Source organism: Pseudoalteromonas sp. Xi13 (genome assembly GCF_003952205.1).
Lineage (GTDB): Bacteria > Pseudomonadota > Gammaproteobacteria > Enterobacterales > Alteromonadaceae > Pseudoalteromonas > Pseudoalteromonas atlantica.
In genome coordinates this window covers 2,613,717-2,636,302 of the sequence record NZ_CP034439.1, presented here as the reverse complement: position 1 = coordinate 2,636,302, position 22,586 = coordinate 2,613,717, and the positions used below count along the sequence as shown (strand labels likewise).

At 40.6% G+C, this 22,586-nt stretch carries 13 protein-coding genes and 1 pseudogene; 4 read left to right on the top strand and 10 right to left on the bottom strand.

Annotated elements, in window-relative coordinates:
* Positions 1-28: 28 nt before the first annotated feature.
* The 8 genes and pseudogenes from EJ103_RS11880 to bcsR form a co-directional block, all read right to left on the bottom strand.
* Positions 29-2,775: pseudogene (locus EJ103_RS11880) on the bottom strand (metallophosphoesterase).
* 145 nt (positions 2,776-2,920) lie between these two features.
* On the bottom strand, positions 2,921-4,414 hold the full coding sequence (locus EJ103_RS11875) for a peptide MFS transporter (RefSeq protein ID WP_024032295.1): 1,494 nt from the start codon (positions 4,412-4,414) through the stop codon (positions 2,921-2,923).
* A gap of 245 nt (positions 4,415-4,659) precedes the next feature.
* Positions 4,660-8,478, bottom strand: a complete 3,819-nt coding sequence (locus EJ103_RS11870) for a cellulose synthase subunit BcsC-related outer membrane protein (protein ID WP_126007819.1) — start codon at positions 8,476-8,478, stop codon at positions 4,660-4,662.
* A complete protein-coding gene (gene bcsZ / locus EJ103_RS11865) occupies positions 8,469-9,596 on the bottom strand; it encodes a cellulose synthase complex periplasmic endoglucanase BcsZ (RefSeq protein ID WP_126007817.1) in 1,128 nt (375 codons plus the stop codon). The genes EJ103_RS11870 and bcsZ overlap by 10 nt, the downstream gene beginning before the upstream one ends.
* A complete protein-coding gene (gene bcsB, locus EJ103_RS11860; protein WP_126007815.1) occupies positions 9,596-11,842 on the bottom strand; it encodes a cellulose biosynthesis cyclic di-GMP-binding regulatory protein BcsB in 2,247 nt (748 codons plus the stop codon). Before bcsB ends, bcsZ begins: the two co-directional genes overlap by 1 nt.
* Positions 11,835-14,504, bottom strand: coding sequence for a UDP-forming cellulose synthase catalytic subunit (gene bcsA / locus EJ103_RS11855; protein ID WP_126007814.1), 2,670 nt, complete (start codon positions 14,502-14,504; stop codon positions 11,835-11,837). The genes bcsB and bcsA overlap by 8 nt, the downstream gene beginning before the upstream one ends.
* Before the next feature lie 2 nt (positions 14,505-14,506).
* Entirely contained in the window at positions 14,507-15,220 is a 714-nt protein-coding gene (gene bcsQ, locus EJ103_RS11850) for a cellulose biosynthesis protein BcsQ (RefSeq protein WP_004588340.1), read from the bottom strand.
* A gap of 31 nt (positions 15,221-15,251) precedes the next feature.
* Complete coding sequence (gene bcsR, locus EJ103_RS11845) at positions 15,252-15,431, bottom strand: BcsR/BcsP family cellulose biosynthesis protein (RefSeq protein ID WP_126007812.1); 180 nt, start codon at positions 15,429-15,431, stop codon at positions 15,252-15,254.
* A gap of 114 nt (positions 15,432-15,545) precedes the next feature.
* Between bcsR and bcsE the strand changes: the two genes are divergently transcribed.
* The 3 genes from bcsE to tyrR all read left to right on the top strand — a co-directional run bounded on the left by bcsE (position 15,546) and on the right by tyrR (position 20,684).
* Complete coding sequence (bcsE, locus tag EJ103_RS11840; protein ID WP_126007810.1) at positions 15,546-17,168, top strand: cellulose biosynthesis protein BcsE; 1,623 nt, start codon at positions 15,546-15,548, stop codon at positions 17,166-17,168.
* A 169-nt stretch (positions 17,169-17,337) separates the two neighbouring features.
* Positions 17,338-18,918, top strand: coding sequence for a cellulose biosynthesis protein BcsG (gene bcsG, locus EJ103_RS11835; RefSeq protein WP_024032287.1), 1,581 nt, complete (start codon positions 17,338-17,340; stop codon positions 18,916-18,918).
* Between the two features lie 209 nt (positions 18,919-19,127).
* Positions 19,128-20,684 (top strand): transcriptional regulator TyrR, encoded by a 1,557-nt coding sequence (gene tyrR, locus EJ103_RS11830; protein WP_004588344.1) that lies wholly within the window; start codon positions 19,128-19,130, stop codon positions 20,682-20,684.
* 18 nt (positions 20,685-20,702) lie between these two features.
* Here tyrR and EJ103_RS11825 read toward each other — a convergent pair whose 3' ends face one another.
* On the bottom strand, positions 20,703-21,197 hold the full coding sequence (locus EJ103_RS11825; protein WP_054983023.1) for a hypothetical protein: 495 nt from the start codon (positions 21,195-21,197) through the stop codon (positions 20,703-20,705).
* Between the two features lie 103 nt (positions 21,198-21,300).
* Between EJ103_RS11825 and EJ103_RS11820 the strand changes: the two genes are divergently transcribed.
* Positions 21,301-21,837, top strand: a complete 537-nt coding sequence (locus EJ103_RS11820; RefSeq protein WP_004588346.1) for a thioesterase family protein — start codon at positions 21,301-21,303, stop codon at positions 21,835-21,837.
* A 60-nt stretch (positions 21,838-21,897) separates the two neighbouring features.
* Here EJ103_RS11820 and EJ103_RS11815 read toward each other — a convergent pair whose 3' ends face one another.
* The gene (locus EJ103_RS11815) at positions 21,898-22,551 is read right to left on the bottom strand and encodes an OmpW family outer membrane protein (RefSeq protein WP_126007808.1); all 654 of its coding nucleotides are present in this window, start codon (positions 22,549-22,551) and stop codon (positions 21,898-21,900) included.
* Positions 22,552-22,586 lie beyond the last annotated feature (35 nt).

The following is a 22,586-nucleotide window of genomic DNA, read 5'->3' as shown; positions in this document are numbered from 1 at the left end:
AAATGTAGCTACGTAATGTTTTTTGTATTTAATTGTTTACACTTTGTGTGCGATTGTTAAAAAACGTGTTGCGCTGCTCGAGCCAAAGATTAGGTGTTACGGTTGGAGCTGCTTGGTAGTGGCGCTCAATAGCTTGGTTTAATACCCGTGTTGTAGGGGTAAATGTCAGCTTTGATTGTGCACTGCCTATGCTTTTAATTTCGTCTCGAGTCAGGGCGCGCCCAGCATATAAAAGGGCGTTTAAATAACCGGGCACTGTTTCAAAGTTGTTATCTGTAAAGAGTAAAACAGATGACGTTAATGCCCAGGTGTTATTTATTTCACCGTCTTCTTTAACACCAGCAAGCTCGCCGTCTATGTACACTTCAAATACCCCATTACTGGGGGCGGTATAAAATACAAATGCAACTCGGTGCCAGTTTCAGGCTCTGTTTGTCCAAAGTAACCACTATCACTGGTTGATTTACCATAACCGCCGGTTGGGTCGATAAACATATCGGCATCATCAGTGAGGTAATCTTGTGTGTTTGCTTGCATGATAGCGCGATAAATATCTTTGCCTTCTTCTGGCCAATATAAATCCATTACTAAGGTGTAATCAGAAACCATTCCTTCACTTGCATAATCACCATTGGCAGGTGTATTTAAGGTTATTAATAACCCCTCGGTAGGGGCGTGGCGTGAAAACGCCATTACACCTGAGCTGCCATCAGCAAAATCAGCAATACCAAGTGCTTGAGTTGTATCATATTGTGTTTCATCAGGGCCCCAGTTTGTTTGTTCTGGGTCAAAATAGCTCAATACTGAAGGGCCATAATCTGCTGCCAAAGGGCTATTTGCATCGTCAAAATTCCACACTGTGACAGTGCTTTGCTCATTACATGAAAAGAGTTGATTATCGGTATCTAGGTATAAGCACTGGCTTGTTCTAAAACGCGCATATTGATCAAGTAACCACCATGCTTCGTCAATAGCTTCTACATTTGAAAAGGTAACACCGCTAAAAAATAGCTCAGGATTAAGCGCTGCGCCTTTAAACAACGCAACCTGATAAGTGCTCGCAGCTTGTATATCATCTGGTTTGAGTAAAAACCAATCGGGTTGACTGGCAAACATGGTGTTTAAATCGCTACCTGTAACCGTTACGCTATATAACGAATTAAAGCCAGGAGTGTTAGAGGGCTGGCGCTCAACATAGTAGGCTTTATGAAAGTCTTCTTGTGTTAAGGTCCCTGGTGTCCACCTCGTTTGTACTAATTCTGGGTTAAGCAAGGCCGCCGTTATATCACTTGCATGGGCTGCAGCTAAAGCCGTTATTTCTGCAAGTTCTAAACTACTTGGGTAGTTTTCAGAAATAGCAATTTCTGTGTTTGCATCAGGCGCATAGCGGCCCATAATTTCATCAATTGCCAGTTTAGTTGGTTCATCACGTTCGCTGATGCTGTCAGTTTCAATGGTGCTGTAATCTATTACTGGTGATGTTTTATCTTGCAAGTTAAACGTAAGAGTAACATCGGTGATGCCTTTGGCGTAAAAATCTGGCTGAATAACCACAGCGCCGTTCTCGAGCGTATTATAACTTTCACCGCCATGAGTATGACCGCCTAACACTAAATCAATACCGCTTACATCGGTTGCCATATCAATGTCTAAGCCTTCACCTAAATGGCTTAGCATTACCATGTAGTCAACATCGCCTTGGTATTGGTTTACTATACTTTGTGCTATTTGTTGCCACTGCCAGCTCATTTTAAATTGTTTGATAAAGTCAGGTATAGGCTCATCATCTATCGGTTCATCTAGCTCGTTCCAAGGTACTGAGGTCATACCAAATACACCTAAGGTCACACAGCCTACTTGTACTTTAGCAAAGCCTACAGCGGCAAAATCTTGTAATTGTTCGCCTTCATAGCGTGTATTACTGGCAAGTACTATGGCGTTATCATCTTGCGAGTAGCTTAATAACTTTTCTGGCCCCCATGCATAGTCGTGATTTCCTACCACACGTAAATCAAACTGCATGGCTTTAATGGCTTCTTCTGTAGCGCTACCTTGTGATAGTTGCTCAGCAACAGTGCCTTTTTCGTAGTCATCCCCCCCGTTGGTAAAAAGGGTATGCGGCGTTTGTGCAAGTACTTGGTTGTAGTAGGCTTTTATGCGGCTAAAGTATTGCTCCTCATAACCGAATCGCGCATGTAGGTCAGCAACATGAACAAATCTAACCGATTGCTCTGTGGCTGTGGCGTCACACGTTGGGCCTATAGCAGCAAAGGCCTCATTACGCTGCATCATAATAGCGAAGGTTCCTAGTGTTGTTACTTGCGCACTTACAAAACCATCTGCAACAAAAGAGTTATCAATAACTGCCCAGCTATCGCCAGATTGTCTAGCAATAAATAGCTGGCCTCCTAATTGGTAATCATCAGGTATTTTTATGGTAATTGTTATTGGATTACTAAAAGAAAGCGTATTTGGGGTGAGTAGGTGTATATCTGAGATAATATTTAGTAGTGCATTTGCATCATCTAATACTGTTTTTTCGTAAGTAAGCTCAGTATTTTGAGAGACGGCATTGGCAGGTACAGTCAGTAAAAAGCTTCCTTCATCAAGGCTGACATCTAAACCGGTAGTTGTAGATACAGTTAACTCGCTAGGCTCAGGCTCAACGGGATCATTAGGGTTAGTTGTAACTTGATCGTCTGAACCACCACAGGCTGATAAAAAAACAATGCTTAAGGTTAAAAATAGGGTGTGAGATAAAGTTAACAAGCGCATGTACTGCGTCCCTGAGACTAGTTAAAAATTAATCAGCAGATGATACCAGTTTACAGCGAGGTGATATAGAAATTTGAGAAAATTTCCCCCATAGCGGCTATGGGGGAAATTATAATTAGTATTACGCGTAATTAAACGTGCAATATTATGCAGCTTTTTCTTCTAGGCCTTGTTTTTCCCATACTTTCGCTTTAAAGCTCATAAGCACTAAAACAATACCTACGCCAATGCTAAATAAGGCAATTTGTAAGTATAAGTTAGGGATTTCTTCAACGTTATTTGGATCAAAGTTACCAGCCAGTAAGCCAGCAATAATGTTACCAATTGAATAAGTTAATACAAATACACCCATCATTTGGCCTGTGTAACGACGCGGCGAAAGTTTACTTACCGCACTTAATGCTACAGGGCTTAAACAAAGCTCACCCACTGTATGTAAAAAGTAGGTTGTTACTAGCCAGTATGGCGCTACTTTTAAGCCTTCAGCTGCGTAGTGAGCGGCCATAAACATAACTAAAAAGCCAGAAGCCATAATAATTAAGCCCATTGCACATTTTACGCTGTAAGTCGGCGATACCATCTTTTTAGATAAGTTAATCCAAAGCGCGGCAAAAAATGGCGATAAAGCAATAATAAATAGTGAGTTTAAAGATTGAAACCATGTTGTTGGAATTTCAAAAGTGCCTATAAGGCGATCTGTGTAATCACGGGCAAATAGGTTAAGTGATGAACCCGCTTGCTCAAAGCCAGACCAAAAACACGCAGAGGCAACACACACTAAAAATAGTGCCCACATTCTTTGTTTTTCGCCCGCTGTTAATTTACCTGTAAAGTAAATAACCCCGAAATAAATAAAGAATATAATAGTAAACACAACAGCTGTGTAGCCTGCAACAACGGTTGGGTTAATAATAATTGCGCCCGTCATTGCTGCAGCGGTCACACCAGCGGCAATAACAACAAAAGCAGCAATACCAAACCATGCACGAGATGCACCTTTAGCGCTTAATGGGTTAGCAGGCAAAGCGCTGTGCTCTGGTAGATTGTTAAGCGTGCGCTTATATTGGATTAAGCCAATAGCCATACCCACAGCAGCTGCACCAAATGCCCAGTGCCAACCTACGTTTTCCATAAAGTAACCACATACGTAGTAACCAATTAAAGAACCTAAGTTAATACCCATGTAGTATATAGCGTAACCGCCATCACGGCGCTCATCAGCATCGCTGTATAACTGGCCTACCATTGCGCTGATATTTGGTTTTAGCAAACCAGTACCTGTAGCAACAAAGATCAAACCAATAAAAAATGAATACTCATGAGGCACGGCCAAAATAATATGGCCACACATGATGATGATACCGCCGTACCATACAGCCTTTTGACCACCGAATAATCTATCCGCTAGCCAACCACCCGGTAAGCCTAAGAAATAAACGGCACCTGTGTATAAACCGTAAATTGCAGCAGCTGATGCAACAGTAAAGGCAAGGCCTTCTTCTTGTAGGCTTGCTGTCATAAACAATACGAGCATCGCTCGCATGCCGTAGTAACTCATTCGTTCCCACATCTCAGTGAAGAACAATGTCGAAAGTCCTTTAGGGTGGCCAAACCAACCACTATCTGGAGCTGAACTCATATTTACTTCCTAACTTTAAGAATTGTTGTAATGGCCTTATAATTTTTTGCTTTAGCTGTTTTGTGCCATGGGGCACTAAAACGCTCGACCATCTGTATATTATTTGTAGCTAAGATAATGATTTGCTAAATGGTAGTAACACCACAAGGTAAGAGACACACCCTTATCCTAGTTACAATTGCGCTCAAGTATACATATACCTTAGTGCGAGGGGAAGCATTCGCGATGTATCACCTTGCACTGCGTTAAAAGTCTGCATAGGGAATAATTGGGGTGCCAGGAAACTCTAACGTCCCGTACACAGGATTGAAGTAATAGCGAATATAGAGCTGGCCAAAGTTTGGTTCGTAAAAGTCAGCACGATCGATGGCTAAATAACCACCAAAAAACCAATGCGGCGTTATACGGTACTCAAAGCTTCCTTCAAGATTGTATGACACGCCAGAGCTGTCATCACTCTCAAATACAGGGTCCACCCCGGTAATCGCTTCTCTATCGTAGGCTTGTAGCTGCAAGTCAGTGTCGTTAGGATAAAAATCAATGGCTTGGGTTTTTGTTTGCGAATACGAAATCCCCGTTTTTAAGCGATAAACAAAGTCATCGCCCCAGCGCGCATCGTAGCTTAAAGGCACCGACAACCCAACGTAGTTTTGTGGGCTATAGTAACCGCCGTGGCCCCATGTTTCTTCACTTAAATTATACTGGTATGCCCAATGTAATAGACTTGCGCCGACGGTAAACTCACGCTCTTGATTACTAATAACGCGATAATAAGACCCGCCCATTACTCTATAGCGTTGGTTATCTTTAACATTTTGCCCTTTATAGAGCGTAAAGTCGGCGCTTGACCAAAAGCCCCAATCGCCACCTAAGTCATGAGATAGGTTGGCAGTTAGGCCTGTTGAGCGCACGCCGCCCCAAATTTCACCGGTATTTACATCTTCAAGCCCAGCATAAGAGAGCACGGAGCTTGTTACAGGGCGTTTTTCGAGCTCTAGGCTATAACCAAAGTCGCCAATACTGTTGGCGTAATTTACACCCCATACTATGTCTTCAATTAAAAAGCCAAGTGGGGTCGTGCCTACATCAACACGCCAATTTTCATTTTGCCATCCAATACCTATGTCGACCCCATCTTGCTCAGGGCTTACTTCATCAATAGCACAGGTAAATATACAAAGTGCACCTTGGCCGTAGCGGCTACCAGCAAATTGCTCATCAAAGCGAGTTGTTTGTGCGCTAATAGTGGTTGGGTCTATTTTAATAAACCCTTGGCCTTGCCAAAGTGGAAAGTAGGCCTCAATAGGTACTAAGCCTGCGCCAAGAGTTGCCTCGCTTTCGGTGCTTGTTTGGCCACTAAAGTTTACCCCAATAGCAATGTATGCTTGGTTTTTGCTTTGCTCATTTATAAGCTCGCGCTTAGCGCCATTAATATACCACGCATCATTTTCATCTATGTTAGCAATTTGTTTGTAAAACGATTCATCGTTTAGGCGTTGCTCGCTTGATAGCGTTTTTAAATACCATTGCTTAGCTTGGTCTTGTTCATTAAAATTTCGAGCAACTTCAGCGCCCAAATAACTAAGCTCTTTATCATTGGGTGATTTAGCAATTAATTGATTGGCTAAAACTAAAGCATCACCTGCGTAATTAAAGTCATTTAACGAGGCCATTATTTGGCGTTGTAAGTAGGCTTGCTGATCATCTGTTTGCGTTATTGCGCGCTCAGTAACTTCTTTTGCCTGAAAGTCGTTACCTAATTCTCTGTAAGCTTTTGCTATTGCAAGCATTGCTTGAGGTTCAATTGGCTGATTGTTTTTCAGTTTTTGCTGATAAACAATAATTGCTGACTCTTGCTGCCCCAGAGCTAAATTAGCATTTATTAATGCCGTGGTGATGGCGGGTGTACTTTGGTACTTTTGATCAAGCTGGTTAAGCTTTGCTAATAATTCGCCACCTTCGTAATACTGATTAATATACGTGGTGTATAAATTGACGTACTGTTCTACTTCGCCAGCACTTGCATTATTAGGCAAGCTGTAATGAGAAAACCATTGTTCTACAGCAGGGCGCTCGTTTTGTTCTAATAGCCACTGCGCGTAAAGCATATGCCAATAAGGTGATAAAGTAGGCTCGGTATTTAATGCATTATTAATTAACTTTAGAGCGTGTTTTTTCTCATCTATTTGATACCAGCTACGCGATAGCTCGGCTTTCATTACTGGAGTTAAATTTTGCGCTTCTAAATTACTTAAATGAAAAATAGCCGTGGTTCTATTTTTGGTATTTAAGTGTCGCTCGCTTTGTCGAAGAGACTCGTTGAGCCTAAGCTGTTGCTCAAGAGAAATTATGTCGTCATTTCGATCATTAACCGGCACATACTCTAAGGTGTTTAAAGCGCCTTGATAATCATCAATTGAGCGTAAAAATAAAGCATGGCTATAACGTAACTGTGGATTGAGCGGAAACTGCCAAAGCACATTATTAAATAACGTTTTTGCCTTTTGAGTTAACCCGTTTTGTTGATAAATAAACGCTAAATCGTAATAAAGCCAAGGCTGCTCAGGGGCCAGTTCAATAGCCTCTTTTAAGGTTTGCTCAGCAAGCTCTGTATCGCCTGCATCACTATATTGGCGTGCTTTTTCGCGAAGCTGGCTACTTAACGTTGCCGCATACACAGGTTTTAGCTGTGCTTTTTGAGACTGAGATAAAGCATTATAAAACTTGATTAACGACTGCTCATTGTTATCCAATTCAACAATTTCTAATAACCCTGTTAGAGCGCCATTATTAAGCGGATCATTTTTTAACACGGTTTGATAAATAGCGGCCGCTTGTGAATAATTACCTTGAGCAAATTGTAACAATCCGCGGTTATACAAAACGCTAGCAGGGTCTTGCTCAAGTGTGTCGGCTAAATTTAATTTAAGCAACGCCGTTTTAAACTGACTATTATTAATGGCTTCTTTAGCTTGGCGTATGTAAAGCCAAAACTTCGCTGTGGCGGCTAAATCTTTTAGCGTTTCTCGCTCGGCAAAATCGGCGGTATGCGAATACGCCTTAGTAAAATAATTATAAGATGTTTGATTTTTACCCATACGCAAATAAAGGGTGCCAAGGCTGCGCATAATTGCGCCATCGTTAGGGCGCCCTTTGAGCGCTTTTAGTAAAAGCGGCTCTGCGGCAACGAGCTTGTTTTTTTCAAGCAACGCCTCACCTTTAAGCCATAGTTGGTAGGCCGGGTTAGCTAATAATTTTTGTCGCGCTTTTAAATCTTTTTTGAAATCTTGATACTGTAATTCGCCTTTGCTGCTAAACGGATACACGCTAAAGTAGCGCTGAAATTGCTTTTCTGTAGCGCTATTTAATTGCATGTTAGATAAAGCACCTAACCAGATTGCTTCTACTTCATTACTGTAGCGAGAGGTGGCACCATATTTACTTAAAATAGTTAGCGCGGTGCTATCAGTGGGGTTATTTCTGAGTAAGTGGCGCGCATATGCAATATCTACCGCGCCGATGTTTTCGTAACTGCGTAGTAGCCTTTCGTAGCCTTTTTTTACATTTTGCCATTGGCTTTGCTCTTGTGCATACCAACTTAAATGCTCAAGCTCAAACGCTAAGCTTGGATAGGTGTTTTTAAAAAGCCTGCTGTAAATTAATCGCGCTTGTTCGTAACGTCCCGCACGGGCAAGTAATTTAGCTTGTTGTATATCTGCTTTGTCTTCGTTTTCTAATCTAGCAATTAATCGTAATTGTTCTACACAAGGGTGGGTACGTGTGTTGTTACCGTCAATTTTTCTTAAAATTTGATTTGCTTGTATAGCCTTACCATTGGCAAACTCAAAACGAGCAAGCGCACACTGGCTTTCTATTCGATTAGGGGCAATGGCCAATAACTTTTGTAAGCTATCGGCAATTAAATCTTTATTTTCTTGCACTTCACCAATATTGATTTGGCTTAAAAGCCACTCAACAGAGTGTGTATCAATGTCATTATTTGTTTTAGCATGCACACTTGCGCTGACTGCTAACGTACAAACAACAGCCCATTTTAACGACATTCAGTGCTCCACCTTGGCTTGAGCGTCCCGTCTGCTGTTATTAAGAAGCGCTTATTAAGCGCACTACTACCAAACAGATTTAATACACTGTCGTAATAGCGTGTTTGTGTGAATGACTTATCGACCATTAACTTTTGTTGAATGGCCATAACCAAAGAATCATCGCCATTTTCTTTTAGCATGGGCAGTAGGGCAGCATTAAAGCCTAATGGGCCACGCTTTTGGATTTTGCCAGAGCGCGCATAGGTATTTAAAGGAACGTAGCCACGGCTGTTTATAGCCTCTACAAAAGGGGTAAACTGCTCGCTTAGTTGTGCTTTGTATGGCGCATCGTTCGCCATCATGCTGGCCCATAAGTAAACCCTAATGGCGTTAAAACTGCCTAAATCGGTTGCTTTTTTATCGTAATAAAAACCTTTTGCTGGGCTATACATCACCCAGTCAGGGCTCACTCCGTTTTTAGCGGTATCCAAAATAAGCTTTGCAGACGCTTCATGTAATTGCTGCCAAGGTGAGTGCGGGTATAATTTGCTAAATTGCTGATAAATAAATAACGGTGAATAACTAGGGTTGAGTTTATAGGTGTTATTTTCAAATTCAAACCCAGCAGGGGCGGGTAATAAAGTAAGCCCTAAGCCTGAAATATAGGCGGTTTCTTCTCGCATAATACGCTGCGCTAATACAGCAGCTAAAATACTATAGCGGCGGTCGTCCCATAAAATAGCTGCTTGCGATAAACTATATGCTATCCACAAATCAGAATCTGATGCTGGGTTTGAGTCTAAAATCCCATAGGTATCATTGCCTGTTTCACCCCATTGCCAAGCAGGCAAACGTGTACTTAAATCGCCTTCAGAGAGATGGTCTTGCGTCCAATCTAAAATGGTATCAAACGAGGCTTTATCGTTTGCTACTAGCGCAAAAAATAGTGCGTATGATTGCCCCTCTGAGGTGGTAATATTTTGTTTTGAACCTAGGTCTATTACGCGGCCTTCATCACTAATAAAGTGATTTTTAAATACTTGCCACCCCTGCCAAGGCTCGCACTGCTGCGTTTGCGCTGACACAGAAAAACTTAAAAAAGCGGCTACTAATAATGCTCGGTTAAGTAATGTCATTATTCATCTCCTTCAGCTAAACGCTTATGGGTGAGTGCTTGTAGTAATCGCCATAAAATAAATGAAATTAGTAACAGCGTTAATATTGAAAGCAGAGCTAAAATAAATGGATGGTCAGATAAATGGAACCACACCAGCGTATGTACAGGAATATGACCGACAAAGTATTGCTCTTCGGTTTTTATTGTTTTAACGCCTTGTGAGTTTATAACCGCAGCACTGCCTTTTAATTGGCTTAATGTTTGCGAGTCCATAAGGGTTTTATTAATCAAGCCAAAGGCTTTTTCAGTGGTGGCATTAAGTGACACAACAGAGCGCTCAGAATCAAAAGGTGATTGATAAGCTGTAATTACCGCCATATCTCCGCTACTTTTTACACTTACTTGTATTTTATCTGTGGCTTGCTCATCGTATGCACCGTTGTAAATTGCTTGCTTTATTTCACGTTGGTTATTCGTTAAAAGTACGTTTGTATGCGCATCTTCATCTAGTTGCTGAGCTGTGCTGCCAGGCTTTGCAACAACTAAAATATCTTTGTCGTCTAAATCAACATTTTCATTTAAATGGGCCACTGTCATTCTGTGGGTTGGATACCCCGTTATTGCGCCAAAATGACCGGTAAGATTAAACAGCAAAGTTAACGCTTTTGCAGAAGGCTGCGGGTCAATTAGTACAAGTGTTTGCTGTAAATCGGCATATTTGGTGTACGGGAAGCCACTGTTCGCAAATACATTCAAATCAGGCAGCGCAATGTAATGATCAAAGCCACTTACATCAATATTAGAATTACCATCAATAACACCAAACTCACCACCAGGTGGTGCTATTGCACACTCACCTTTTTTCAGCACACCAAATCTAAAATCAAAGTTTAGCTCGTTCCGAGTAGCTAAGTTTATGCCATTAAGTGAAAAGTTTTCTGCGTTTTGTGTAGTATCGGTATTGGCAATAAGCGGCAATAATGTTTTTGTAGTATTGAGTGCCGAGTCGTCGTTATCTAACAAATATCCACTAATAAATTTTTGATTAATCAACATATTTAACCGAGAGTCCAAAGACTCGCTCTCGGGTGTGCTGCGATATTGCAATGTAATGGGGATGCCTTTTTCGCGCCAAGTAAATAAATCTGGAGCAAAACGCACATTTAATTTTACGGGGCCGTTATTTAACCCTTGTGCTTGTAGCTGATTGTCAAAATCAATTAATTCGTCAAAGTGTACAGCTCTATCAGCGCGTAACCAGCGCGGGGCATCGTACGCCTTGCGAAGCGGTAGTTGGTTAATTGCTTCTATGCTAGCTGTTCTGCCGGTCATGACTTTATGGCCAAAGGCCAATCCCGTGACGGCGGTTTTTAAATCGTCTTCATCACGCCCTAAAATAAGCAACATTTTACTGTATCTATGTAGTGGGTTTGAAATAATCTCAACGGTTGGCTTTTCCACATCGGGATAGTCTTTTAAAAAGTCAGGCTTTGAATCGTTGGTAATAAAAACCACGCTGTGCGTATCTAATGATTTGTTAATCACCACCGGAAAATCAGCACCACGCCAGTCAGCTTGCGCGCCAAACCAGCTTGAAAGAGTCGCAGCCGCTTCAATTGTTTTGGTGTTAGGTGTTTTTGCAAACACAAACGGTAAGCTTAACTTATTGTAATCTTTGGCATCAAAAAAGGGCTCTGGTAAATATTCTAAACGGCTATCTATTGCCAGTTGCTTTTGATTGAGCGTGATATTGCTCGATTTATTAATTTCGGTCCAAATAGAGCGACTAAAGTAATCTTGGCAACGTAAATCATAATAACCAACAAGCTCAAACCGTACTTGGTTGTAGTCTTGTACATACTTAGCATTGAGTTTTAGGCTATGGTTAACGGTATTTTTAACCACACTTAGTTGCTCATTTATGGGCAGTACAGTGACTAAGTTTTCATTAAAATACACTTTTAAATGCGACACGTTAGCAATCAATGATGGCGAGTTTGTGTAAGAAAAATTAAGCTGTAAATCGGTGCTTAATTTATCAATGCGGTTGGTAAAATCCACTCTTGAGTTGTTGTTTATGCCATCAAGCTTGTAGCCATTAAAGCCCAAAGCAGCAAAGTCTAATCTTAAACTAGACACGTTGGCGCTTTCTGGGTAGCCATTTATAAACACAGATTTATCGTGCATTGGCTCAATAGCACATGCTTTGTAAGCACTGCATGTTAAAAACAGTATTAGAAATGTATTAAGCAAATTTTTAATCATAATTATTATGCACTATTGGTTTTTTAGGGGTGAAAGAGTTTATATATACAACAATTTTTGTCATTAGTTTTACAAAGGGTTGTAATGGCTTAGGAGCATGAAACAATAAATTGCTAAATCCTCTTAAACTTGTTTTTTGTACTTCTTTAAAGCTATATGAAGGGCGGTCATGACGAAAATTATTTTGCCAGTCCAGCCACGCATCCGCTCTTGAAAAGGTGCACTGTATAAATGCTTTTTGCTTTTCGAGCGAGAGATCTTTTAACGTTAAGCCTATTTGTTTGTTTCGGGTGTTACATACATATGTTGTAAACGAAAACTGTTTATTACCGCGGCTCATTAATAGCTCTATTTTGTCGTTTACTCGGCACAAATGAGCGTGCTCTGTTTCAATACCCACTCCATTATCAGAGTAATCGGTAATTTTAACTTTTAACGTATGCCCATTTGCTAAGCGCACGCCCGCCGGAAAGTTTGCCTTAATACGGTGTGACTGCCTTACTTGCCTAGCTTCTGCAGCAACGGCTACCGCAGCGCCTAAAATAATAATATTATAAATTGCCCAGCCCATGCTGATTAACAAAACGCCCACTTGGCTCGGATCGCCAAAGCCTAAGCGTAAAACACCTACTAGCATGCCAACTAAGTTTATGAGCAAAAGTACCAAGTAGGGTTTAGATATACCCCAATCGTAATGCTCTTTATCATTTAAGCCGCCTTTTTCTGTTACGTTAAACTTACCCTTATTAGGGTTTATTAGCGCAACGGTTGTCGGCTTTAATATGTACCAGGCAAGAACAGACTCATATACTTCACCCCAAAAAGAGTAGCGATATTTACCCTGAATTCGTGAGTTGGTCGCTTTTATTTGTATGAGTGTAGGCACTACATAAATAAAAATAGCTAAAAACGGCGCATAAATAATGTAAGCATTAAAGTATATGAGCGCCAGTGGTGCGGTTAAAAATACAATACGCGGAATGCCCGATAAAAAGTGAAGCATGGCGTTTAAGTAGCACAGGCGCTGTGGTATATCGAGCCCTTTACCTAAAATTGGGTTATCGAGCCTAAATATTTGTGCCATACCCCGAGCCCAACGAATACGCTGGCCAATATGTGCAGAGAGGCTGTCGGTGGCAAGGCCTGCAGCTTGTGGGATATTTATATAAGCAGTTTTATAACCGGCACGTTGCATACGCAGAGCAGTGTGGGCATCTTCGGTTACCGTTTCAAATGCAAAGCCACCAATATTGTCGAGTGCTTCGCGTTTTAAAACAGCGCATGAGCCACAAAAGAAGGTGGCATCCCACATGTCATTACCATCTTGGATCAACCCATAAAAAAGCATGTTTTCATTAGGGATTTGGCTGTGGTTATTTAAATTACGCTCAAACGGGTCTGCTGAGAAAAAGTGATGCGGTGTTTGCACTAAACATACTTTGCTGTCTTTTAAAAATTGCCCCATGGTCATTTGTAAAAATGAGCGGGCAGGTACGTGGTCGCAGTCAAAAATAGCAATGTAGTCGCCGTTAGTGTAGCGCATGGCACTATTCATATTACCAGCTTTAGCGTGGTTATTATCCGGCCGTGTTAAATAACCCACCCCCACTTTTTGAGCAAATTCTTTAAACTCAGGGCGTTTGCCATCATCAAGAATATACACGTTGAGCTTATCAGCAGGCCAATCAATGCTCATCGCCGCAAGCGTGGTAGGTTGTACAACGCTTAATGGTTCATTATAAGTAGGAATGTATACATCGACTGTTGGCCATAAGTCGGTGTTTTCTGGCAACGGAACAGGTTTACGCTCAAGGGGGTTTATAGTTTGAAAAAAGCCTAAAATGAGCACTAGCCACGCATAGGTTTCTGCCAGCAGCAAGCCTGCGCCTAACGTAAGCGCAACAGGGTCATCCCAATTGAGGGTTTCTGTGTAGCGCCACCATAAATAACGCGATGAAGTGGTTACCGATAGGGTGATCATTACAATCGTGGCCATTTGCCCTTTAACGCGTTTAAGCCCGTATGCCACTATCAAAATAAAACTAATAAACACGGCTTGCGCTTCTAGGCTAAACGGAATGGTTATAAAAATAGCCAGTAAAAACAATATAAAGGCTACAACCACATATTTTATTAGTTTATTTTGCCAAATCTTAGCGTCAGCCATGGTTTTAAAAGCACTTTTTTTAGGACCCTTAACGTTTTTTGATAACAAACGCTTTAGTAATCTACCTAGTTTTAAGTCAAACCAACGCAACTGTTTAAGTGAATAACTTATCCCATTATAAAACTGATTTGATAGCCGCTCCCTTACAGAGTTATTTTTAGGTTTGTATTTAAAAAATAACAAATAAGCGCTTTGAATGATAAAGCGCAAAATATTTGAATAAATAAACGTGCGGTACGGCAAGCGAAGATGCGGGTAGTAATCATATAAAATAAGTTCAAAGTTAATTTTGTGGTCTTTTATATTGATAAACAATGAACTAATCAGCGTAATAAAAGGCATTAAAAAGGCTTCTATTACGTTTACTTTGTGCTGGTTAAAATAACTATGAAACTTAAATAAAATATAACGTACAAGTTTTTCAGTAAAAATAATGCTTAACAGTAAATACAAAGTACTGTGTATTGGGCGCTTATAAAATAAAGAAAAGCTCATAACTACAGGGCCGATTTACTTACAAGCCAGCCGGCAAGTGTTTCAAAGTCATCGTTAGCAACACTGTATGGCGCACAGTTAAGCGCTACATTTCTATAGGCTGTAGACTCTTTAATTACTTCATCACTATTTATAAAAAAAGGCGCCATAAGCGGCAAGGTAGATTGCCATAAAGAAAACAGGTCAAACTCAAGTGTTGATGCAGAGTTATAACGATTGACTAAAAAGAAGTGTTTCCACTGGTTGTCAGTGTGTTTTAACGTTTGTAGTTTTTTATAAATTAAGCTGTGGCAAATAGCATCACAATTAACTATTTCAATTACTATGTCGTTTTTATCGAGCGGGTAGTGGGTGATATCAATATGTGCAGGGCAATCAAAAAGAAGCCAAGCATTATTGTTATAATCCAGTTTATTGCAATTGTTAATAAAATCGAATAACGCGGCGGTACTAACACTTTTATCGCCAAAAGGTAAAAACACTATGCCATCACTATCTTGATGAAAGTGCTCAAGTGCTTGTTCAAAGTCCTGTTCGTTACTCCAGCCGTGGTTGTACTGCCAAGGCAGGCCAAAGTGCAGGCCCAAATCGCTTTTAGAATCTAAATCTATAGCAATAACGTCAGAGCCCGACTTTTTTAATACGCAGGCTAAGTTGGCAACCATAGAAGTAGCGCCAGTGCCGCCTTTAATGCCTTTTAGAAAAATTCTTTGCAAAGGGTTGTTTACCTATCGTTTTAATTATTACTTACGTATTTACTGCTCGGTGTATTTCGTTCAGTAATGCGTATTTTTTTATTGTTTGTTTATTTTTTTGTTTATTAACAATTTCAACGTAATCTTCACTTTTGCCGCCAAAACGTCGTGCAAGGTTCTCAATGTCATTTGATGTTAAGGTTTCAGAGCTTTTTGTCGTTAAATTACGCATTGTTGCCTTTATGGTGAAGTTTATTATTTTTATTTAAAGTGGACAATATTTGTCTATTATATATAGAATAGCGGGTAAAACTAGTAAAAAAGTATTTTTTATAGGCTAAATTCAGTGCAAAACTTTAACATTTCAGGCTTGCAGCCCTCTGCTGCAGAGCTAAAACCTGCATCGTTATATGCAATTTTAGCCCCTTTAGACAATTTTGCTACTGAACTGGCATTACATGCAATTAATAAACCCTCAGCCTCTGATATTTATATTGTTTCTTCTCAAATAGAAACATTTTTTGAAGGCCCTTTTAGCGATGCATTAAATCATGCATTTGACCAACACAAAGTGCATCCGTTTAGGTTTTCGGCAGATACACGCGACTGGCCAAAGCAACAAATAATTAACAACACCCTAAAAGAGCTAAATGCTTATAAACAGCTAAATAATGCATTGGTCATTGTCCACTTTAGTACGACTGATTTAGCTTCATTGGATCAAAAGCAACTGATTCAAAGTGTTCAGGCCTATAAAAAATTTAGTACACAATCAGGAGCGACCGTCTTATTTTTAGTTTCTGGCCCTGAGGTGACTAACTATCGCTTTTTATTAAGGCGGTTAAATTCGGACCTCGACGGGTTGGTATATGTTGAAAATGATTCAACAGTGCGCGTACTAGAGTACGATTATTGGCATCACAGTACAGGTATCATCGCCTCTGTACAGTATCCATTAATGATTGAAAATGGCTGCTTTAAAGTGCAGCAAAATAGTATTACGGAACAACAAACCTCAACATCGGGTGTATTTGCAGATGAAGACGACGTGTGGATTGTACAAGGAGCTATTCCTGAAGGGACCAAGCTTCCTGCAAAATATAAAATAATAAAAGACAACAATGCGCTTTTTTCTCAAGGCCCTAAATTAGAGGCGGCAACATTGGTATTTGCAGTTTCGCGCTATACCGATTTAGCCCTGCTTGCCAAGCAATGTTTTGAGCTGAGAAAAAACTGTGGTCGCTGGCTTAAATTAGTGATTCAGAACGTTGATGGGGTGATCCGCCATCAAGATGAATGCTTATTTTTGACCTTAGGTGTTAATCTTATTTTGTATAGTTTTTCAGAGCCTTCTAGGTTGCTCTCACAGGTGCAGTCAATTCAAGGGTTTCAATTTTCAAGACCGTTACCGCCTTCTATTGAGCATGTACTTCAATTTACCGAAAATACCTTTTTTAAAGGTTACTTGCCTTTTATCGAATTTACCAAACAGGTAGAAGTTCACAGCGACTCAGCTGTAAATTTAGGGGTAAGCGGGGTGTTGGTTAAATTAGAGCTTTTGCCTCGGATTGATCCTATCCACCCTTTGCATTTATTTCATATAAAGCGTGAGGGCGACGTATTCAGTTTGGTAGAAAACACCGTGTATTTGTATTTACATGCGTGTCGCGAAAATGATGTAAACAACGCGATAAAGCACTTGTTTAAATTAGAAACAAACGATTTTTTTGCGCAGCAAAATATTATTTCCGATCATTTTTATATTCAGCAAGAATGTAAACAGCTTAGGCGTTATTATGCGGGCCAAGATATAACCGATTACTCTGCCCAATTAACAGAGAATGACAGCTATAAATTTTCGCAAAAAATAGATGCAAGTGTTGCAACTAATTTAGAAACACCAGAGTTTACTAAAAACGAGCGCGCAGATGCCGTGCCGTTCAAAATGGCTATAAAGAGTAATGTATGAGTATTAATCAATTATTGATTACAGCAATTTTAGCGATGCTAGTTGGCGTATTTTTATGTATGTCGGGGTCGTTGATACTGAAAAAAATAAAAAAATACTATGCTCAGCTTACGTTTAAACATGAAGTACTCGAACCTTACAAACCAAATAGAATAAAGAAGGGTAAATAGTGAAATTATCAGGCTTAGGGGTGTGGAACCTCTATTTTTTAGTTAAGTTTGCACTTTTTTATTATGGTGCAATCGACTTTGGCTTATTAGCAAATGCAGCGCTGGCTGCTTTTTTTGCTATTTCTTACACGCATCCTTTACTAAATAAAGCCAAACATTGGTTAGGCGCAGTAATGGCCATTGTTTTACTTTATAAAGATTCGTGGTTGCCCCCTATAGACCGTTTAACACGCCAAGCTGGTAACGTGCAAGACTTTAGCTTTGGCTACTTTTTAGAGCTCATGGCGCGGGTTATTAATGTTGATATGTTATTGGCACTGTTTGTTATTACTGTGTGCTTTTGGTATTGCTCACAGTGGATACGCTTTACCACCGTAACAATAGTTGGGCTTATGTTTGTAGCTTGGCAGGGGACAAACAACGAGGATAATTTAATTACACAGCCTGTGGCGGCTAATAATGTTCAAACAGCAGCGCCTCGTGCACAAGCACAGGTGGTAACACAAGAAGCAAAATCGCCTGATCAGCAATTAAAAGAGTTTTATCAGCAGCAAAGTTTGCTAGCAAGCCAGTTCCCTCAGCAATATAATGGCGAGTTATTTGATGTCATAGTACTAAATATTTGCTCGATGGCCGTGGCTGATCTAGAGGCTATTGGCGTAAGCCTTGATGATTTATATAGCGATTTTGATGTGGTGTTTTCTGATTTTAATTCGGCTACTTCTTACTCTGGGCCTGCTGCAATTCGCCTGCTACGAGCAAGTTGTGGTCAAACAAGCCAAACTGCCTTATTTGAAAATGCGCCAGAGCAGTGTCACTTGTTTAAAAATTTAGAAAACTTAGGTTACAAAAGCAATGTGGTTATGAACCACGACGGCCACTTTGATGAGTTTAAAGGTTTGGTGAAAAAGTTTGGTAAAATAGATGAGCAGCCTTACGATATAACTAACTTACCTGTAGCTCAATACGGGTTTGACAACAAACCTATTTACTCAGACGGGGCAGTACTAAACTCATGGTTAAATGATAAAGGTGAAGACTGCGCGCCATGTGCTATGTATTACAACACCACCAGTTTACATGATGGCAATCAACTAGCGAATCAAGCCCGCATGAGTAGCCTTGAAAGTTATCCAATTAGACATAAAAACTTATTTAACGATATTAACGGGTTTATTAAAAACCTAGAAAAACGTGGCCGTAATGTCATGCTGATGATAGTACCTGAACACGGCGCAGCATTAAAAGGCGATAAAGTGCAATTTGCTGGGCTTCGTGAGATACCAAGCCCAAGTATTGTATCTGTTCCGGTGGCGATTAAGTTTATTGGTAAAAATGTACAAAGTTATTCACAAACGCTTGTTAGCGAATCAACAAGTTACTTTGGTTTATCGGAGCTAATTAGTGGCGTGCTTAGCACAAACTTTTTTGCAGGTAATGGCAATATTGCCGACTTAGTTGATACGCTGCCTCGTGCACCTAAAGTAGCCGAAAACGCCGATACAATAATGATGTATGTTAATAAGCGCCCTTATATTCAATTAGATGGCGGAGACTGGACCCCATATCCGCAAAATTAATAGCATATATGCATGATCCCTTTTAAAACGCAGCTTACACGCTGCGTTTTTTAGTTTTAAGCTGCACGTTATTACAGTTTGATGTTTATAGGCGTGAGTTTACAGCGATAAAGACGGTGGTTTGTCCAAATTTGTTTACAATTTACTGTATTGAATAACGGAGTTAGCGTATTATTCGGCTAATATAGTTTTTCCTTATTCGAGGATGTATGCGTCTAGATATTCATTGTGCCGACCGTGTAGGTATTGCCCAAGAGATCCTAAATATTTTAGTAAACTACGATGTTGACTTAAAAGGGATTGAGGTTGATTCGGTAAATTGCCGTATGTATGTAAGCTTTCCTGAAATTGAATTTGAGCAATTTCAAAAAATTATGCCTTCTATTCGTTTGATTGATGGCGTACATGATGTTCGCACAACCGCCTTTTTACCCTCTGAGCGAGAGCATAACGAATTAAATACACTGCTGCGTGCACTTCCCGATGGCGTTATCTCGATTGACGCAAAAGGGTGGGTACGTTTGTGTAACGACGCTGCCTGTAAAGACCTACAGTTGAGCGAAAAAGAAGTGGTAGGGGCCAATATTAATAACCTACTAAAAGGGTTTAACTTTACGCGTTGGTTAGAAGGCAAAGAAGTACTTGGACAAACAACCCGGGTAGATGTTGCCGGTGAAGACTTTATTGCCGATATTTTACCGATTGCCGTCCCGCAAGGTGGTGAAGGTGACGTGTTAGCTGGTGCGGTTATAAATATAAAATCGCAAAGCCGCCTTGGTCAGCAGGTCAGTGCCTTTAGACGTTACGGGCAAGAAAGCTTTGCAACTATTCACAACTTTAGTACTGCTATGCGCCGGGTAGTGCGCGAAGCACGCAAAATGTCGCAGCTAGAAGCACCCATTTTAATAACCGGAGAAACTGGCACAGGTAAAGAGCTCCTTGCTCGTGCGTGCCACTATGCCTCTAATCGTTCGGTTAAGCCGTTTATTGCACTTTCGTGCGCATCTTTGCCCGATGATGTGGCTGAATCTGAATTATTTGGTTACGCCGGATATGAAGAAAACACCGCACCTAAACGCGGGGTCCTAGAGCAAGCCGATGGCGGTACTGTGTTTTTAGATGAAGTTGGCGAAATGTCTACACAGCTACAAACAAAGCTGCTGCGCTTTTTACAAGACGGCACATTTAGAAAAGTGGGCGACGAAAACGAAGTAAAAGTAAACGTGCGTATAATTGCAGCCACACAAAAAGATTTACCCGCGATGGTGCAAGAGGGTGTATTTAGAGAAGACTTATACTATCGAATTAATGTACTCACATTAGAGATTGCACCACTGAGAGACCGTAAAGCTGATGTAGGCCCATTAGCCGAGCACTTTATTCAAAAGTACGCACAGCAAAACGGTCACGCAATTCCGCTTTTATCACAAGAGTGCTTACGCTTTTTACAAGAGTACCCGTGGCCGGGTAATGTGCGCCAGCTAGAAAATGCAATTTATCGGGCGGTGTCGTTACTTGATGATAGCGAGCTACGTGTAGAGCATTTGCAATTGCCTACCTTTACCCACGATTTAGGCTATTTAGAATCAGACTTTGAAGGGTCGTTAGATCAAGCTGTAAAACGTTTTGAAGCAACTTTGCTACGTAAATTGTATCCGGCTTACCCAAGCTCAAGACAATTAGCTAAGCGTTTAGGGCTTAGCCACACTGCAGTGGCAAATAAACTACGAGATTACGGTATTAATCGCAAAACTGTTAAAGTTTAATAGCCGGCTTACTGGGCACTAGCTCTTAGTGCCCATGTTTTTAGTAACCCCATCAATGGCGATAGTTTCTATGCCATTTTCATCAAAATTAATCACTATGCTTGCGTTATTACGAGTAAAAAAGTAACTGCGGCCATTCAGCTCAATCACGTAATTGCCTTTTACGGGGTCTTTAAATTGCTGTTTTTTTAAACTGACAGTATGTTTACCTATTTGCCAATCAAACGCTTCAATAAAGCCATTATTAAACTCTTGTACCCACACTTGGCTATCGTCTTTAGCTAAAGTGATTGCCACCGAGTATGAGTTAGGTAATTGCGACATATCGTAGCTTTTGCTACCTATCGAAAATTTACCAAGCTGCTGCTGCCATGCAAAGCCAAAATTAAAGGTTTTTTCTATACCTGTTGGGTAAGTTACCGTACCTGGGCCTTTAATAGTAAAATCGGCCAGTGCGCAGGTGCTAATGCATAATAAACTGGTTGTGAAAAGTGTCGCTAATTTATATTTCATACTATGACTTTTTTATATTTATAATTTGAGATTAAAACAGAACATTCGCCTTAACAAGTGGCTATGTTACACTGAGTTAACTTTATACTGGTAAGACCTTCTCGTGAACTTATATATTAGACTTCTTTTATTATTTTTTAAAATTAAGCGCAACCGCGACTACCAACAGTTACTTGATACTGTCGATATTGATTACAAAGCGCTACCAACAGACTGCGATATAAACCTGCATCTAACAAACTCGCGTTATTTGGCTATGATGGACTTGTCGCGCACTTGGATGATTGAGCGAATTGGTCTATTAAAACAAGTAATGAAGCGCCGTTGGTTTCCTATTGTCAATGCTACAGCCATAACTTATATTCGTGATATTAAACCTATGCAGCGTTATACCATTAGTACCAAGCTGGTGGGGTGGGATCATAAATATTTTTACATTGAACAAAAGTTTCATTCTGCACGTGGCCTGCATGCAATAGCGTATGTGCGCGGTGTGTTTAAAAACAAAAAAGGCATTGTCAGTATTGAAGAAATGCTCGAAGTAGCCGAGTTTGATGGTGTAGCGCCTATTTTGCCAAGTGAAATTATGCACTGGAAAGAAATGCTTGAGCAAAAAAAGGTGAATAACCTTCCTAAATAATTTTCATAAAATAAGGCCTTTCGGCCTTAAACACATAGAACATAGGCGCTGTAAACTTATTTAAAAGCTGTACCTAACACCAAACATGGCAACGACAGGGTCAAGCTCAACGGTTGATGTAAGGGCTTTTGCACCGTTTGCATACACTGTGGCATCGGTATCTATATCAATCATTGATACCATGGCATGTAGCCCCCAATGTTGATCGATTTTATAGTTAGCGCCTACTTGTGCAATAAAGCCAAACGAATCATCGAGTTTTACTTCAACATCATCAGTGCCTAGGGTTGCTTTTAGCGCTTGAGAAGGCTGCTCGTCAAAAAAGGTGGTGTAATTTAACCCTACACCAATAAACGGGCGTAGCGCGTAACTTGTATCTAAAAAGTGGTATTGCGCAACCAATGATGGCGGAAGCTGTTTGATGTCGGCAATTTTATTGCCAGCTAACCCACCCGCGCCATTTACATCGTGCGAAAACGGCGTAGCGGCAATAAGCTCTACCACCCACTTATCGTTAAATGCATAATCGATTGTAATACCTAGCTGCGTGTCAGAGTCGCCTTTAAGGCCCAGTGTTGGCGCTTCGTTAATTGCCGAGCTGCTGTTATCTGGATTTACATTAATAGCGCCAACATTAACGCTAAGGTTAGCGTGCGCTGCAGGGGCAATAGCAAGTAAAGAGGTAAGTAATGCAATGCTGATTTGGGTTTTCATGTTGTGCTCCAATAACTACTTTTTGATTGACGCTA

Excerpts from the sequence above, each read along its gene's own strand:
- EJ103_RS11875 (WP_024032295.1), bottom strand. The coding sequence starts at position 4,414 with ATGAGTTCAGCTCCAGATAGTGGTTGGTTTGGCCACCCTAAAGGACTT.
- EJ103_RS11870 (WP_126007819.1), bottom strand. The coding sequence starts at position 8,478 with ATGTCGTTAAAATGGGCTGTTGTTTGTACGTTAGCAGTCAGCGCAAGT.
- bcsZ (WP_126007817.1), bottom strand. The coding sequence starts at position 9,596 with ATGACATTACTTAACCGAGCATTATTAGTAGCCGCTTTTTTAAGTTTT.
- bcsB (WP_126007815.1), bottom strand. The coding sequence starts at position 11,842 with ATGATTAAAAATTTGCTTAATACATTTCTAATACTGTTTTTAACATGC.
- bcsA (WP_126007814.1), bottom strand. The coding sequence starts at position 14,504 with ATGAGCTTTTCTTTATTTTATAAGCGCCCAATACACAGTACTTTGTAT.
- bcsR (WP_126007812.1), bottom strand. The coding sequence starts at position 15,431 with ATGCGTAATTTAACGACAAAAAGCTCTGAAACCTTAACATCAAATGAC.
- tyrR (WP_004588344.1), top strand. The coding sequence starts at position 19,128 with ATGCGTCTAGATATTCATTGTGCCGACCGTGTAGGTATTGCCCAAGAG.
- EJ103_RS11825 (WP_054983023.1), bottom strand. The coding sequence starts at position 21,197 with ATGAAATATAAATTAGCGACACTTTTCACAACCAGTTTATTATGCATT.
- EJ103_RS11815 (WP_126007808.1), bottom strand. The coding sequence starts at position 22,551 with ATGAAAACCCAAATCAGCATTGCATTACTTACCTCTTTACTTGCTATT.